The sequence below is a fragment of the Streptomyces sp. NPDC002838 genome, from assembly GCF_040295365.1.
GTDB lineage: Bacteria > Actinomycetota > Actinomycetes > Streptomycetales > Streptomycetaceae > Streptomyces.
Window position 1 is genome coordinate 22,779 of sequence record NZ_JBEOVF010000048.1, and the last position, 14,482, is coordinate 37,260.

General features: G+C 68.9%; 15 protein-coding genes. 5 read left to right on the plus strand and 10 right to left on the minus strand.

Going from position 1 to position 14,482, the window contains the following annotated elements; genetic code table 11:
* Positions 1 to 4: 4 nt before the first annotated feature.
* The 4 genes from ABT063_RS40410 to ABT063_RS40425 form a co-directional block, all read right to left on the minus strand.
* Positions 5 to 1,171, minus strand: coding sequence for an ABC transporter ATP-binding protein (locus ABT063_RS40410; protein ID WP_351065813.1), 1,167 nt, complete (start codon positions 1,169 to 1,171; stop codon positions 5 to 7).
* A 96-nt stretch (positions 1,172 to 1,267) separates the two neighbouring features.
* Entirely contained in the window at positions 1,268 to 2,332 is a 1,065-nt protein-coding gene (locus tag ABT063_RS40415; RefSeq protein WP_351065814.1) for an ABC transporter substrate-binding protein, read from the minus strand.
* A gap of 486 nt (positions 2,333 to 2,818) precedes the next feature.
* Positions 2,819 to 3,883 carry an NADP-dependent oxidoreductase gene (locus ABT063_RS40420; protein ID WP_351065816.1) on the minus strand — a complete coding sequence of 355 codons (1,065 nt, stop codon included), beginning with the start codon at positions 3,881 to 3,883 and terminating at the stop codon, positions 2,819 to 2,821.
* Positions 3,880 to 4,446 (minus strand): FAD-binding protein, encoded by a 567-nt coding sequence (locus ABT063_RS40425; RefSeq protein WP_351065818.1) that lies wholly within the window; start codon positions 4,444 to 4,446, stop codon positions 3,880 to 3,882. The genes ABT063_RS40420 and ABT063_RS40425 overlap by 4 nt, the downstream gene beginning before the upstream one ends.
* Before the next feature lie 140 nt (positions 4,447 to 4,586).
* On the opposite strand from ABT063_RS40425, the gene ABT063_RS40430 reads away from it, so the two are divergent.
* From ABT063_RS40430 to ABT063_RS40440, 3 genes are read left to right on the plus strand one after another with little or no spacing between them, the layout of a single operon-like run.
* Positions 4,587 to 5,033: an SRPBCC domain-containing protein gene (locus ABT063_RS40430; protein WP_351065820.1), complete on the plus strand. Its 447-nt coding sequence runs from the start codon at positions 4,587 to 4,589 to the stop codon at positions 5,031 to 5,033.
* The gene (locus ABT063_RS40435; protein ID WP_351065822.1) at positions 5,030 to 5,398 is read left to right on the plus strand and encodes an ArsR/SmtB family transcription factor; all 369 of its coding nucleotides are present in this window, start codon (positions 5,030 to 5,032) and stop codon (positions 5,396 to 5,398) included. The genes ABT063_RS40430 and ABT063_RS40435 overlap by 4 nt, the downstream gene beginning before the upstream one ends.
* A 13-nt stretch (positions 5,399 to 5,411) precedes the next feature.
* Positions 5,412 to 5,894 (plus strand): hypothetical protein, encoded by a 483-nt coding sequence (locus ABT063_RS40440; RefSeq protein WP_351065824.1) that lies wholly within the window; start codon positions 5,412 to 5,414, stop codon positions 5,892 to 5,894.
* A gap of 59 nt (positions 5,895 to 5,953) precedes the next feature.
* Here ABT063_RS40440 and ABT063_RS40445 read toward each other — a convergent pair whose 3' ends face one another.
* Entirely contained in the window at positions 5,954 to 6,379 is a 426-nt protein-coding gene (locus tag ABT063_RS40445; RefSeq protein ID WP_351065826.1) for a VOC family protein, read from the minus strand.
* A gap of 109 nt (positions 6,380 to 6,488) precedes the next feature.
* Positions 6,489 to 7,292 (minus strand): maleylpyruvate isomerase family mycothiol-dependent enzyme, encoded by an 804-nt coding sequence (locus ABT063_RS40450; protein ID WP_351065827.1) that lies wholly within the window; start codon positions 7,290 to 7,292, stop codon positions 6,489 to 6,491.
* A gap of 113 nt (positions 7,293 to 7,405) precedes the next feature.
* On the opposite strand from ABT063_RS40450, the gene ABT063_RS40455 reads away from it, so the two are divergent.
* Both ABT063_RS40455 and ABT063_RS40460 read left to right on the plus strand, forming a co-directional pair.
* Positions 7,406 to 7,669 (plus strand): hypothetical protein, encoded by a 264-nt coding sequence (locus ABT063_RS40455; RefSeq protein WP_502990978.1) that lies wholly within the window; start codon positions 7,406 to 7,408, stop codon positions 7,667 to 7,669.
* Positions 7,670 to 7,758: 89 nt separating this feature from the next.
* On the plus strand, positions 7,759 to 9,246 hold the full coding sequence (locus tag ABT063_RS40460; protein ID WP_351065828.1) for a cytochrome P450: 1,488 nt from the start codon (positions 7,759 to 7,761) through the stop codon (positions 9,244 to 9,246).
* A gap of 32 nt (positions 9,247 to 9,278) precedes the next feature.
* Here ABT063_RS40460 and ABT063_RS40465 read toward each other — a convergent pair whose 3' ends face one another.
* Genes ABT063_RS40465 through ABT063_RS40480 form a run of 4 tightly spaced genes read right to left on the minus strand, consistent with a single transcriptional unit; the run spans position 9,279 to position 14,213 of the window.
* On the minus strand, positions 9,279 to 10,961 hold the full coding sequence (locus tag ABT063_RS40465; RefSeq protein ID WP_351065830.1) for a glycoside hydrolase family 13 protein: 1,683 nt from the start codon (positions 10,959 to 10,961) through the stop codon (positions 9,279 to 9,281).
* A 35-nt stretch (positions 10,962 to 10,996) separates the two neighbouring features.
* Complete coding sequence (locus tag ABT063_RS40470; RefSeq protein ID WP_351065832.1) at positions 10,997 to 11,830, minus strand: carbohydrate ABC transporter permease; 834 nt, start codon at positions 11,828 to 11,830, stop codon at positions 10,997 to 10,999.
* Entirely contained in the window at positions 11,827 to 12,900 is a 1,074-nt protein-coding gene (locus ABT063_RS40475) for a carbohydrate ABC transporter permease (protein ID WP_351065834.1), read from the minus strand. The genes ABT063_RS40470 and ABT063_RS40475 overlap by 4 nt, the downstream gene beginning before the upstream one ends.
* An 11-nt stretch (positions 12,901 to 12,911) precedes the next feature.
* The gene (locus ABT063_RS40480) at positions 12,912 to 14,213 is read right to left on the minus strand and encodes an ABC transporter substrate-binding protein (RefSeq protein ID WP_351065836.1); all 1,302 of its coding nucleotides are present in this window, start codon (positions 14,211 to 14,213) and stop codon (positions 12,912 to 12,914) included.
* Between the last annotated feature and the right edge of the window lie 269 nt (positions 14,214 to 14,482).

The following is a 14,482-nucleotide window of genomic DNA, read 5'->3' on the forward strand; positions in this document are numbered from 1 at the left end:
GGCGTCACGCCCCCACTGCGGCGGCGGGGGCGTGCGCGGCCGTCCGTACCCCGTCGGCGTCGTAATAGATGGCCGCGTCCTTGGCGAACCACGCGGTCACCCGCTGACCGCGCGACAGACCCCGGGCCCACGGCTTGCCGGTCAGCGGTGCCCGCGCGTGCAGACGGCTGTCCGCGATCGCGACGACCACGTCCATGTGGCGCCCGCCGAACTGCGCGTCGACGACCTCCGCCGCGAGGCCGACGCCGTGGGCCGGCGGTTTCTCCTCGGCCGGACAGAGCTGAAGGTCGTCGGGGCGCAGCCGGGCGGCGACCTCGCTGTGCGAGCGGGTCACCGGGAGCTCGCCGAGCACTGCCAGGCTCGCGGGGCCGTCGGCGCCCGGTTGGCCGGCGAGTACCCATCCCTCGCCCCGCCGCCGGAGCGGAAGCCGGTTCGACATGCCGGTGAACCCGGCGACGTATTCGGTGGCCGGTTCCTCGAAGACCCGCTCCGGTGTGTCGAGTTGCTCGATCCGCCCCGCCTTCATGATCGCCAGGCGGTCGCCGAGCGCCAGCGCCTCACTCTGGTCGTGGGTGACGAACACAGCGGTGAAACCCAGTCGCGCGTGCAGCTCGTGCAGCTGGGCGCGCACCTGGTCACGCAGCCGGGCGTCGAGGTTGCTCAGCGGCTCGTCGAAGAGCACCAGGTCGGGCTGGGCGGCCAGGCCGCGGGCCAGGGCGACCCGCTGCTGCTGGCCGCCGCTGAGCTGCGCCGGATAGCGGTCGAGCAGGGCGGCGCAGTCGACGAGCTCCGCCGCCTCCTCGATCCGCCCGCGCGCCTGCTCGCGGGCCACCCGTCGGGTCCGCAGCGGATATCCGATGTTGCGGCGCACCGTCATGTGCGGCCACAGCGCGTACGACTGGAACACCATCCCGATCCGGCGCTTGTTCGGAGGGAGGTTGACCTTCCCGCGGACATCCAGCACCGTCTGGTCGCCCAGCGAGATACGTCCCTCGTCGGGCGTCTCCAGACCGGCCAGACAGCGCAGAGTCGTGGTCTTCCCGCAGCCGCTCGGGCCGAGCAGAACAACGAACTCGCCCGGCTCGATCTCCAGCGACAAGTCGTCCACGGCGACCGCCGGTGGCTTGCCGGCGAACTTTTTTGTCAGACCCTCGATGCGCACGTGGGACACGGGGGACTCCTCACATCCAAAGATCGAGTGAGTGGGCACCCGTCGGCGTGGGTGCCCACACTGCTGTGCGTCGGCCGTGGCCGATGCCCACCGCCCCTACTGGAAGAGGGACTTCCACTTCTTCTGGTACGCGGCCACGGCATCCGGCGTGAGTTTGGCCGGATCCTGGACCCGTACCTTGTCGTTGGTGATCACCGTGCCGGGGACCTTGGGCAGCACCGAGCCGGCCGAAGGGGTGATCAGCTCCTGGCCCTGGGCGGTCACCATGAAGTTGGCCAACAGCTGGCCGGCGTTGGGGTGCGGGGCGCTTTCCAGCACCATGCCGTAGTAGCGGGCACCCCACGCGCCGTCCGGCGGCATGCGGTAGTCGACCGGCGCGCCCTTCTTCTTGGCGGGCTCCAGCGCGATCGGCGCTATGAAGCTGCCGGCGGCTATCTCGCCGGACTGCAGCGCCTCGCCCATCGGCAGGGAACTGGGGTAGATGCGCGGCTTCTGGGCGGCCAGCTTCTTCACGAAGTCGGCGCCGTACGTCTCCTCCAGCCACAGGTAGAAGTCGACGATCGACGGCGCCGTCGGTTCGATGACGCCGATCTTTCCGCCGGAGAGCGACGGGTCGAGCAGGTCCGAGTAGTCGGTCAGCCCTTTGGAGTAGAGCTTGGTGTTCCAGCCGAACGTGAGCACCGCGGAGTTCGTCTCGAAGTAGTTGCCGTCGTGGAGGTACTGCTTGGCGTCATAGTCGCCCTTGCCGGTCAGTTCCGGCCCGGTCGGAGCCAGGAACCGCCCGGCTTCGGCCTGCGGCTTCACCCAGGACAGGCTCGCGCTGACGTACATGTCGGCGATGCCCTTGCCGGTGTTGAACTCCGTCTCGACCTTCACCCCGAGGTCACCGTCGACGCCCCGGACGGTCTTGACGTCGATCCCCGGGTACTTGGCCTCGAAGGCCTTCGCGAGGTTGTTGAGAGCGGTCAGATCCTGGGCCGAGTAGACAGTGACCTGTCCCTCTTTCTTCGCCGCGGCGACCAGCTCCTCCATGCCCGCCGACGCGGGCACGACCTTGGACTCGGCGTTGTTGTCGTTGCCGCCGCCGCACGCGGCGGCCAGCAGTGCGGTGATCGACAGCAGGATGAGCAAAGTCCCGCGCCGTCGCGGATCTGATCTCATTCTCGGCTCCCTTGCCTGATACCGGCTCCCGGCCGAACCGGCGCACACCCGAGCGGACTTCGCGCTGGACGGTGGCTGGATGGCCAAGATTTCAGGGAAATTACCAAACTGAACTAGGTTAGACAATAGCTTGCACAGGCGTGCGGGGAAGCGGGTCGATGGGCGGTCGTGCTCGGTAAGGCTGGCTCGCCTGCGGGTGGAGCGCGTCCGTAGTGACCGTAAGAAGGATATTTCCCCCCGCTGGTTGCGCTGCAGTGCTGGGTGGTGGTCAGTCTGTGGGGTATGCGCCGCCACCGCCTGGGTGTTCTGGCCGCGTGACCGGTCGACAGTGCGCTTACTGAACTCATTTCAGTTCGATCGCGATCGGGTTGCGGCGCTGGTGCAGTGGGGGCGGCACCATCAGTCGTTCGCCCCGATGAGGGTGGCGACGGCGGCAAGGGCACCGGGCTCGGTGGGCCAGGCGCTCCCGAGTGCTACCCGGCCTGCTCAGCCGCCGGCGTTCTCACGATGCCTGACATCGTCGATCCGCACGAGCGTCTTGCCGGTGTTGTCGCCCCGGAGCAGGGACGCGAGCGCCGCCGGTGCCTGGGCCAGCCCGTCGACGACCGTTTCACGGCAGTGGAGGCGGCCCTCGCGGACCCACGCACCCGTCTGCCGTCTCATCTCGGGCAGCAAGTGGGTGTGGTCGCTGCCGCGGAAGCCGCGCATCGTCAGGCCCTTCGTCACTGCCGGCATGAGGTTTCCAGGGCCGTTCGGTGGCTCCTCTGCCGCATACTCCGAGATCATGCCGCAGATCGCGACGCGGCCCGACCTCCGCAGCGCGCCGAGAGCGGCCTCGAGATGGTCGCCACCGACGTTGTCGAAGTACACGTCGATGCCGTCCGGCGCCGCCTCGCGCAGCAGGTCGGGAAGGGTGCCGCGCTTGTAGTTGAACGCGGCGTCCAGGCCGAGCTCCTCCAGGAGGTAGCGCACCTTCTCATCGGAACCGGCGCTGCCGATGACGCGGTGCCCGCGGATCTTCGCCATCTGTGCGACGAGGCTGCCGACAGCGCCGGCCGCGGCGGAGACCCACACCACGTCTCCGTCACGCAGGCCCGCGACATGGAAGAGGCCGGCGTAGGCGGTGAGTCCATTGCCGCCGAGTACACCGAGGTGGGCCTGTGGCGGAGCCGTGCTTACGTCGAGCTTCGTGAGTGTGCCGACACCGCCGAGCGCCTGCCTCTCCGCTTCGACCACCGCGTAGTCGCGCCAGCCGGAGGCGTGCCACACCGTGTCACCTCGGGCGAACCCCTCGGCGCGGGACTCGAGCACCTCCCCGACGGTCATGATCCCGTCCATCGGCTCTTCGAGGGGAAACGCCGGGAAGTATCCCGGTGGCGCCTTCTCCCGGAGCCGCAGCCGGAGAGCGGCGTCGACGGACGTCCACGTGTTCCGGACCAGCACCTCGCCCGGCCGCGGCTGTCGCACCCCGACCTCGACGAGGCGAAATTCCGACGCCCGGACCTCGCCGCGAGGATAGGCGATCGGCCGGACCTCACGGCCGATCGTCACCGCGTCTCCCCGGTGCTCGTGACCCGCCCCGGCACCGGTGCGTCTTGGGGTGCGGCGCGAACCGCTGCGGTCCCGGCCGCGGTGAGTCCGAACGCGAGGGCCGACGCGATGCCAACGGCGTGGGCCCGGTGCCACAGGCCTCCGGTGTCCGAACCGGCCGCGAGGAGCCCCTCCACGGGCGCACCGTCCTTGCCCAGGACCGGTGCCCGGTCGTCGATGCGGACTCCGTGGAACGGGAAGGTGATGGCCGGCACCGCCTCGATGACGTAGTAGGGCGGTTCGTCGAGCGGCATGCGGTCGAGGCGGCGGCCAGGCACCGGTTCCTCACCCGCCGCCGTTCGGGCGTCGAACCGATCGACGACCGCGACGGACACCCGTTGCGCGCGGCTCTCGCATCCGCCGTAAGTCCGGCCATCCCCGCCCCGATGACGAGCAGGTCGACCGTCCGATGGTCCGGCATTCGCACTCACCCCTTCTTGACGTTCGTTACGTCGTGTACTCGGGCAGGCCGTCCAGGGTGTGTGCGCGGCATGCGGTCGAGCCGTTTCCTGAACTGACTTCATTTTTGTCAAAGCCGTCCTTATGTCAACGGTGCCGCGTGGGGCTGGTCGTGAGTACCCGGGTGCAACCCTGGGGTTGCACCCGGGTAGGGGGATGTGCAACTCTGGGGTTGCATCTGATGGTGGCGATGAAGGAGTCCCTCATGAGCGAGGACCGGATCGAACGCGAAACCCTGATCGCGGCACCCCTGGAGCGGGTCTGGTCGCTGGTGGCCCAACCCGGCTTCTGGGTGGCCGACAAAGCGAGCCTGCCCGGCACCGTGGCCAAGGAGGGCGAGTCGATGGTGGCGAAGAACGCCGAGCACGGCGACTTCCCGGTGCGGGTGGAGAAGGTCGAGCCGCCTACGTACCTGGCATACCGCTGGACCAGCGCGTTCCCCGGAGAAGAGCTGCGCGAGGACAACAGCACCCTCGTGGAGTTCACGTTGACCCAGGAAGGCGACCAGACGCGGCTGCGCGTCGTCGAGAGCGGGTTCGCGGCGCTGGCCGGATCCGAGGAGCTGCGCAGCCAGAACCTGAAGGATCACACCGAAGGCTGGCCCCTGGAGCTCGACGCGCTCAAGACCCGCGCCGAACAGCCCTCCACGTGACGGAAGAACGTCCCGGCGCCGCCGAGGTCGTCGACAGCGTCCTCGGTGCGCTGGCCGACCCGACACGACGTCAGCTGCTTGACCTGCTCGCCGCAGAGGGTGAGGCCACAGCCACGACGCTCGCCGAACGACTTCCCGTCTCGCGGCAGGCGGTGGTCAAGCACCTCGCCGTCCTGGACGCCGCCGGGCTGGTTTCCGGCGGCCGGGTCGGACGCGAGGTGCGGTACGCCGTGCGGCCCGCGGCGCTGGACGCGACGGCACGGTGGATGGCCTCGCTCGCGGCCGACTGGGACCGGAGGCTGGCGAACATCAAACGTGTCGCTGAGGCAGCGGAGCGGGATTCGAGTGCGGCACGCCCCGACTGAAGGGAAGCACGCTATGGACACGACAGCACTTCGCGGCGCCTACGACAGGCTGTTCGATGCGGCGGCCGTCCCCGACCTCGGCGACGCCCACGACGGAGGATGGAACGCCGACCAAATACTGGCTCATCTCCTCAGCGTTGACGCCTCGATCGCAGCGGTCGCCCTGGGCGTCGTCGCCGGCGCGCGACCCACCTTCGACAACCGGATCTGCCTCGACACCTGGAATCTCGACCGGATCATCGCCGAGCACTCGGGCCGGTCGGACCTGATGGAGCACGTCCGGAGCCAGGCCGCCGTCCTGTGCGACATCGCCGATCAGCTCAGCGAGCAAGCCGCCTCGGTTCCGGTTCCCTCGCTCCTTCTCTCCAACGACGCACTCGTGCTGGACCAGCCGATTCCGCTGGCAAGCCTCATCGACGGCCTCGCCGAAGACCACGTACCCGCGCACACGCAACAGCTCCTCGAGCTTCGCGTCGCCGTCCCCGGACACGCCTGAAAGGCCGCGAACGACGCCGGCCATGCTCGCCGCGCGCTTCTCGGGCCATCGTGCGCTGCTCAGACGACCGGCTCGCCGATGCCCAACAGGTTTCCCTCGCTGTCACGGAACCAGGCGGCGCGTTCACCCCCTGCGCCCTTGCTCGGGTAGTTCCCGTCGATCTCGGCGATCCCGTCCTTCGTTCGGAACCCGGGCAGGTCGACCTCTTCGAACACCACGCCGCGCTGCTTGAGTTCCGACACGATTGTCTCGACGTCGTCGACCTCCCACCCCATCTGGGTGGAGGTGCCGGGCGAAGCTCCCGTCGACTTGAACAGGGCGAACTCCGTCCCGCCGCACCGATACAGCAGCCCACCGGGCCGTTCGTCGACGGGCTCAAGGCCGAGCTGCTCGGCGTAGAAACGCCGCGCCCGGTCCAGATCCTGGGCTGGAAGCCTGGTCGCCACGCGTCCCCGGGCCAGGATGTTCCTGTCGTCTGCGTTCATGCCCCCTACTGTGCCGCGAACCGTGTCCCGAGGGACGGCGACAGGCGCGTGCCACGGTGTGGCATCCGGGGCTGCCGGTGTCAGATCTTGAAGGATTCCTGGCCGGGGCCTATTTGCGGAGCCAGAAGCCGGATCGTTCGAGCCACAGGGTCAGCAGGTCCACATCCCCGTACACCTCGACGGCCGCGTCGGCCGGGGTGCGGCGGCCGTAGAGGAGCAGGACGAGGTCGGTGAGCGGGGCGCGCACCGCCACCGCGGCCTTCTCGTGGGCGTGGCTCCAGGTGATCGGCACGCCTGTGAGGTCGACCAGCCACTCGGCGTCGCGCGCGTCGGTGGCGTGCAGGTGCAGCGTGCGGCCCGGGCCGGTGAGCGGCGGGGCGTCGGGCCCGGCGGCCTCCAGGACCCGGGGCAGCGCGCCGAAGCCCATCCACTCGTCCAGGGCGTCCCGGGCCAGGTCCTCCCGTACGGCAAAGGAGGCGCCCGTGGCGAAAGCCGCGTCGGCGGCGTGCAGGGTCGTCTCGTGGGTCATCCGACGGGCCCAGAAGAGCGCGGTGCCGCTCGGGGCGACCGTCCACAGCGGGGCGTCGGGACCCGCCTCGCGCAGAGCGCCGGTCAGCTCCGCGGCGCCCTCGGCGAGCCAGGCGTCCAGGGCGGAGGGGGTCTCGGGGCCGGGCGAGGAGACGTCGTCGACCAGGTCGTGGGGGACCAGGCCGGTGGCCCGGGTGCGGACGATCTGCGCCGCCCAGCGGTGGGTGCCGCCGACGTGGCGGGCGAGCTGGGTGAGGGTCCAGCCGGGACAGGCGACGACGGGGGTGGCCGCCGGGCCCGCCTTGGCGGACCGCACGGCTGTGCGCAACTCGTCGGTCCGGGAACCGATTTCGGTGCAGTACGCGTCGTGGCTCACGTCATTCACCCGGACACCGTAGAGCGGACCGGGCGCGGGCCGCACGCGACTCCGTCAACTCCTGCTGGTAGCCGCGGCCGTCGGAGTCGTGGTGCCGGCGGCGTCGAGGGGGCAACCTCCGCATGGAGGGCTTCGTGGTCAACAACTACCTTGACCTACAAGAGGAGTTGGAGGAGTTCGCGATACCGCATCTGCGCACCGGCCGGCTCTCGCTGGACGAGACGGTGGTCGACGGGTTCGAGCGCATCGCGGACGCGTTCCCGGGAAGGCTGCGCGGCGAGAACACCGGCGAGACCATCGTACGAGATCACGCGCAAGTTCCGTCCATAAGCGGCATTCGGGTAGGTCCGCCGGTCTCGACGACGCGCAGGCCGTGCCCTGTGTGACGCAGCGATCACTCCGAGCAGGAATTCCGCCGCGCGATCTTGGGCATGCATCGGCCGCAAGGACCCCCACTCGAGGAGTGCCAAGCGCCGTGAACGCCTCGCCAGCCACAGCCGCCGCCACCCCCACTGCTCCGGGAGCCTTCCCTCTGATCGGCCACGCCCACCGCCTCACCCGCGACCCGTTGGCCTTCATCACCTCGCTGCGCCGGCACGGCAGCGTGGTGCGGATACGCATAGGTCCCACGCCCGCGTACGTCGTGACCGACCCCGCCCTGACCCGTCGAGTCCTCGTCACGGACGCTGTGCACTACGCCAAGGGCGGCAAGATCATCGACGCGCTGAGAGTCTTCTTCGGCGACGGACTCGCCACCGTCGCCGACGGCGACACGCATCTGCGCAATCGCCGCCTGATGCAGCCGATGTTCAACAAGGCACACATCGCCACCCGCGGCACCGCCATGATCGAGCAGGTGCGGGCGATGATCAGCGCATGGGGCGAAGCCGAACCCCGTGACGTGTACGCCGACATGAACGACGTCACGCTCGCCGCGTTCCTCGTGGCCCTGTTCGACACGGACCTCCCCGCACACCTCCAGGGCGAGTTCACCGCCCTCATGCCCGCGATCATGAAGGGGACGATCCGTCAGACCGTCCTTCCCCCCTGGGTCACGCGCCTGCCCTTGCCCGCCAACCGCGCCCACGCGGAGCGCGTCGCCCGGTTGCGTGCCCTCATCGACCAAGCCATCGACCATCACACCAGCAGGGCGCCGCATCCGCCCTCCGCATCCGCGGACACCTCGACCGAGCCTGCGGGATGCCCGCACGCCGCCCCGGCACAGGAACGCGACGGGCTGTTCACCACCCTGCTCACGGCCGAGGACCCGCTGACGCGGCAGCAGTTGCAGGACGAGGTCATCACGCTGCTGACCGGCGCGATCGAGACGACCGGTACCACACTGGCCTGGACCCTGTACGAGATCGCCCGTAATCGCGAGATCGAACAACGCCTGCGGGACGAACTGGCCTCGGTCTGCCCCGATCGCCCCTTGCGCTACGACGACCTGGACCAACTCCCGTACGCCCGCCAGGTGCTGCAGGAGGCCGTCCGCAAGTACGGACCGGCATGGATGGTGACCAGGACCGTCACCCAGGACGTGAACCTGGGCGGTCACCGCATACCGGAGGGATCCGACGTCGTCTGGAGCCCATATCTCCACCAGCACGACCCTGACTACTTCCCCCAACCGGCTCTCTTCGACCCGGACCGCTGGACGTCCGAGCGCGCCCCTACCACCCGCGGATCGTTCCTCGCATTCGGCGACGGACGCCGCAAGTGCATCGGGGAGAACTTCGCGTGGAGCGAGTTGCACATCATCCTGGCGACCATCCTGCAAATCTGGCCCCGCCTCGAACTCATCTCGCGCCCTCCCCGCGCGAAGGCCGTCGTCACCGTCAAACCCGACACCATGGCCATGGCGTTCCACCGGATGCCCGCACCGGCGGCGGACAACACCACCACACCGGCACGCCGACCCCAGCCACCGGCACCGGACAAGCCGGCAGCGGCCTCCGGCTGACCGCCGAGCGCTCCGCGTGAGCGCCCCGGTCGCTACACCGCGAGCCAGACCGCGTGATCGGGCGCCAGCAGGCCTCCTTCGACGGGGCCGCTGGAGAGCAGGAGGGAGGTGTGTTCGGGCAGGGGATGCGCCTCGGCCGAGAGGTTGACGACGCAGGCGAAGCCCGGTGCGCGACCGTAGGCGAGAACCCCGTCAGGGGCCTCCAGCCAGGTCAGGGTGCCGTCGCCGAGCGCGGGGAGCTCACGGCGCAGCCGCAGGGCGGAGCGGTACAGCTCCAGCATCGATGTCTCGTCACCGGTCTGCGCCTGAACGCTGAACTCGCCCCAATGCGACGGCTGCGGTAGCCAGGGCGCGGCGGAGGCACCCGCCGGGCTGAAGCCGTACGGCGCGGTCCGTCCCGACCAGGGGATGGGCACCCGGCAGCCGTCGCGCCCGCGGTCGGTGTGCCCGGACCGCTCCCAGATCGGGTCCTGGAGCACGGCCTCGGGCAGGTCCTCGACCTCCGGCAGACCGAGCTCCTCGCCCTGGTAGATGTAGGCGCCGCCCGGCAGGGCGAGCATCAGCAGGGCGGCCGCACGGGCACGTCGCCGGCCCCGTTCCAGGTCCAGTGGACCTTCGGGCCGGTACGGCTCGTTGGCCACCCAGCGCCTGACAGTCTCGCGGCCGTAGCGGCTGGGGTGGCGCATGACGTCGTGGTTGGAGAGCACCCAGGTGGCCGGCGCGCCCACCGCCCCGAGCATCGCGAGCGAGTCGTCGATGACCGCGCGCAGGTCCTTGGCGCCCCAACTCGCCATCAGAAAATCGAAATTGAACGCGGTGTGCAGCCCGTCCCGGCGGACGTAGGCGGCGAGCCGCTCGGGCGTGTCCGCCCACGCCTCGGCGACGAACGACCGGTCGCCGGGGAACTCGTCGGCCACCTTGCGCCACGCGCGGTAGATGTCGTGCACCTCGTCGCGGTCCCAGTGCGGGTGGTCGAGGTGCTGCCGTATCCGGGTCGGCCCGTCCGCGTCGTCCCGGCGGGAGAGCGGCCCGAGCACCCCCGCCGGCTCCTCGCGGGGCGGCAGGTCGGGCAGCTCGGGGTCCTTCACCAGCCCGTGCGCCACGTCGATACGGAAGCCGTCCACGCCCCGGCCGAACCAGAACCGCAGGATCGACTCGAACTCCGCCCGTACCTCGGGGTGTTCCCAGTTGAGGTCCGGCTGCTCAGGGGCGAACAGATGCAGGTACCACTCCCCGTCGGGCAGCCGCGTCCAGGCCGGACCGCCGAAGCAGGAGACCCAGTCGTTGGGCGGCTCGGCCCCGTTCGGCCCCCGGCCGGGGCGGAAGACGTAGCGCTCCCGCTCCGCGCTGCCGGGCCCGGCGGCCAACGCCGCCCGGAACCAAGCGTGTCGGTCGGAGGTGTGGTTGGGCACGATGTCGGGGATGACGCGGATCCCGTGCTCGTGCGCCTCCTCGATGAGTTGCTCGGCCTCGGCAAGCGTGCCGAACAGCGGGTCGATCGCGCGGTAGTCCGCCACGTCGTACCCGTGGTCCGCCATCGGCGACTCGTACCACGGATTGATCCAGATGGCGTCGACGCCGAGCGACTTGAGATACGGCAGACGAGAGCGGATGCCGGCGATGTCACCGACGCCGTCACCGTTCCCGTCGGCGAAACTGCGGATGTAGACCTGGTAGATGACGGCGCTGCGCCACCACGGTGCGGTGCTGGGCATGCTGCTGTGGTTCTCCTCGGATGGTGGACGGGTGGCTACTTGGCCGAGCCCGAGGTGAGTCCGGCGACGATACGGCGCTGGAAGACGAGCACCATGATCACCAGAGGGACGGTGACCAGAACGCCCGCCGCCATCTGACTGCCGTACGGAGTCTGGTAAGTCGTTGCGCCGCTGAACTTCGAGATGGCGACCGTCGCGGTCTGCATGCCGGGCTTGTTGGTCATCGACAGGGCGATGAGGAACTCGTTCCAGGCGGCGATGAACGTGATGATCGCGGTGGTGAAGATGCCGGGTGCGGCGAGGGGAACGATGATCCTGCGGAACGCCTGGCCGCGGGTGCAGCCGTCGACCATGGCGGCGTGCTCCAACTCGTCCGGCATCTGCCGGAAGAACGTGGTCAGGTTCCACACCGCCAGCGGCAGCGTGAAGGACATGCTGGGCACGATCATCGCCTGGTAGGTGTTGATCCAGCCGATGTCCGTGAACAGCTTCAGCAGCGGAACCACGATCGACACCACCGGGAACATCGAGGTGGCGATGATCAATGTGAGGATCAGCCGCTTGAACCGGAACTCCAGCCGGGCCATCGCATACGCGGTGAACGTGGCCAGCAGCAACGACAGCACGGTCGTAATGCCTGCGACGATCAGGCTGTTGAGCAACGCGCGCGAGAACCCCTGGGACGGGCTGAACACCGCGCGGTAGTTCTCGAACGACAACGGATGGGGAAACAGCGAGGTGCTGAAGATGTCGGTGCTGCGCCGCAGACTGGAGACCAGCATCCAGTAGAAAGGGGCCAGGCAGTAGGCCACCACGGCGGCGACACCCATGTAAGGCAGCCACTGACGCCACTTGGCCGTGAGGATCATGCCGTCACCTCCGCACGGCGCGGTGCCACAAGGCCTCGGCGCCTGCCCCGGGCCGCACGCCGGCCGCCGGCGCCGCCGGCATCGCCGACGAGGTCGGCGCCCAGCAGCCGGACGAAGGCGAGCGCGATGAGGAAGACGTAGAGAAAGAGGAGCACCGCGTAGGCGGAGGCCGGTCCGAAGCGGACGTTGGAGGCCTCGTTCTGCGCGAGCATCGACAGGGTTTCCACCGAGCCCTTCTGCGCGCCGATGAGGATGTACGGCAGGTCGAACATCCGCAGTGCGTCCAGGCACCGGAACAGCACCGCCACCAGCAGCGCGGGCTTCACCAGGGGCAGGGTGATGCGCCAGAACCGGGCCAGGGCGCCGGCCCCGTCGATCCGGGCCGCCTCGTAGACCTCCTTCGGGATCACCTGCAGGCCCGCCAGGACCAGCAGCCCGATGAAGGGAGAGGTCTTCCACACGTCGGCGATGATGACCGCGATCTTGGCCTGGAAGCCGTCGGCGGTCCACAGGACCTGATGTCCGATGAGAACGTTGGCGATTCCGTCGGCGTTGAAGATCCACCGCCACAGCAGGCCGGAGATGGCCGTGGGAATCGCCCAGGGCACGAGGATGCCGGCCCGCACCAGGGCCCGGCCCCGGAACGCCTTGTGCATGATCAGCGCCATGGCCACACCGATCACCGTCTCCAGCGACACCGTGACGACGGTGAACAACGTGGTGTTCCAGAAGGCGTTCCAGAACCGGTCCCCGGCCTGGGAGAAGATGTCGGTGTAGTTCCTCAGCCCCACGAACGGCTCGGTGCTGCTGATGAAACCGGTCTTCGGGTCCAGCCCCTTCGGTCCGTACAGCGACTCGTTCAGCGCCATGATCGTCGGATAGATCACGACGATCGTCAGCACGAGGAGCGTAGGGGAGACCAGCAGGGCGGCCAGCCGCCCCGTGCCCGCGGTGGCACGGGCTCGTGTGCGGCCGGCGTTCGGCGGCGAGGAGTGCCGCCCGGTACGGCTGCCGGGCGCGCCGCCGGACTCGTGTGCGGCGGTTCCGGGCGGGACCTTGGTGTCGGCCATCACCCCACTCCTCACTGCGCCGTCAGCTTCTGCAGGTCCGCCTGCAGGTCCTTCAGCGCCTGCGCGCTGCTCTTCTTGCCGGTCAGCGCGGCGTAGACCTCCTGCTGGATCGCCGACGTCACATCGCCGTACTGCACGACCCGCGGGCGCGGCACGGCATGTGTGATGGACTGCTTGAGGACGGGCAGGTACGGATACTGCTTGTCCAGCGCCGCGTCGTTGTACAGGTCCGCGTACGGCGGGGCGAGGGAGGCGTTCTTCAGGAAGTAGCTCGCGCTCTGCTCGCTGCTGAAGAACTTCATGAAGTCCAGGGCCGTCGCCTTGTTCTTGGCGAAGGACGACAGGGCCAGGTTGGAACCGCCCAGGCTGGAGGAGCCGGGCCCGTTCAGGCCGGGCAGCGGCGCGACCGCGAACTTGCCCGCGATCTTGCTCTTGTCCGCCAGGGAGTACACGTACGGCCAGTTGCGCAGGAATATCAGCTTTCCGGCCTGGAAGGCCTGACGGCTGTCCTCTTCCTGGTAGGTGATGGCCTCCTTGGGGATCGTCTTGTCCTTGAAGGAGTCGACGAGGAAGTCCAGGCCCTTCTTCGCCTGCGGGGTGTCGACGTCCGGCTTGCCGTTCGCGTCGGTGATCTGACCGCCCGCGGAGTCGACGGCTTCGGCGAAGTTCACCGTCAGGCCCTCGTACTTCTGGAACTGCCCGGCGTAGCACGACATGTTCTTGGCCTCGGGGAGCTTCTTCACCTTGGCGCAGTCGGCCGTCATCTCCGCCCAGGTGGACGGGGGTTGGCTGATGCCGGCCTTCTTCAACAGGTCGCTGCGGTAGAACAGCATGCCACCGTTCGAACTAGCCGGGACCGCGTACAGATTGCCGCGGTACTTCGCCGTCTCCACCACCGGCTGCAGCATCTTCTGCAACGGGAACCGGTTCGCGGGCAGGGGCTCGATCCACTGGTGGGCGGCGAACTCCGACGTCCACACGACATCGGTGGCGAGCACCGTGTAGGCGTCGGACTTCGTCTCCGCGTTCTGGATCATCTGCTGTCGCTGGGAGTCGGCATCCGTCGGGAGCTGGATGAAGGTGACCTTCTCCTTCGGGTGCAGCTTGTTCCAGCGGTTGATGATCGTCTGCACGGTGCCGGTGGTGTCCTTGCCGGCCACGTACGTGATGGGCCCACGGCCCTTGAAGGAGGTGTTCTGGGCCGGCGCCGCGGCACTGCTGCCGCCGGACGAGCCGCAGGCGGTGAGCAACAGCCCGGCGGCGACGAGCGTTGCCGAACACTGAAGAGCTCTTGTGGTCCTGATCTTCTGCACTGTCTCTCTCCTGGTCGTGCGAAACCGGAGCCGCGACTGAGTTGTCACGGGGTTCTGTGGAAGAAAGCGCAGGTCAAAGCCCTGAATGGATGACTTCACGGTGACGGCTTCGACTCCGCCGTGGCAACGTTTGCATGACAGGCAGGCAACCTGGGGAAAACAATCCGCAAATTCCCGGTAATGCGGGCAAGGCTTGGCTGAATACTGCGCCCTTTATGCGGCTTTTGCAGTGATAGGAGGAGCTTTTGTCTCGGAAGGGAGTCGTGACA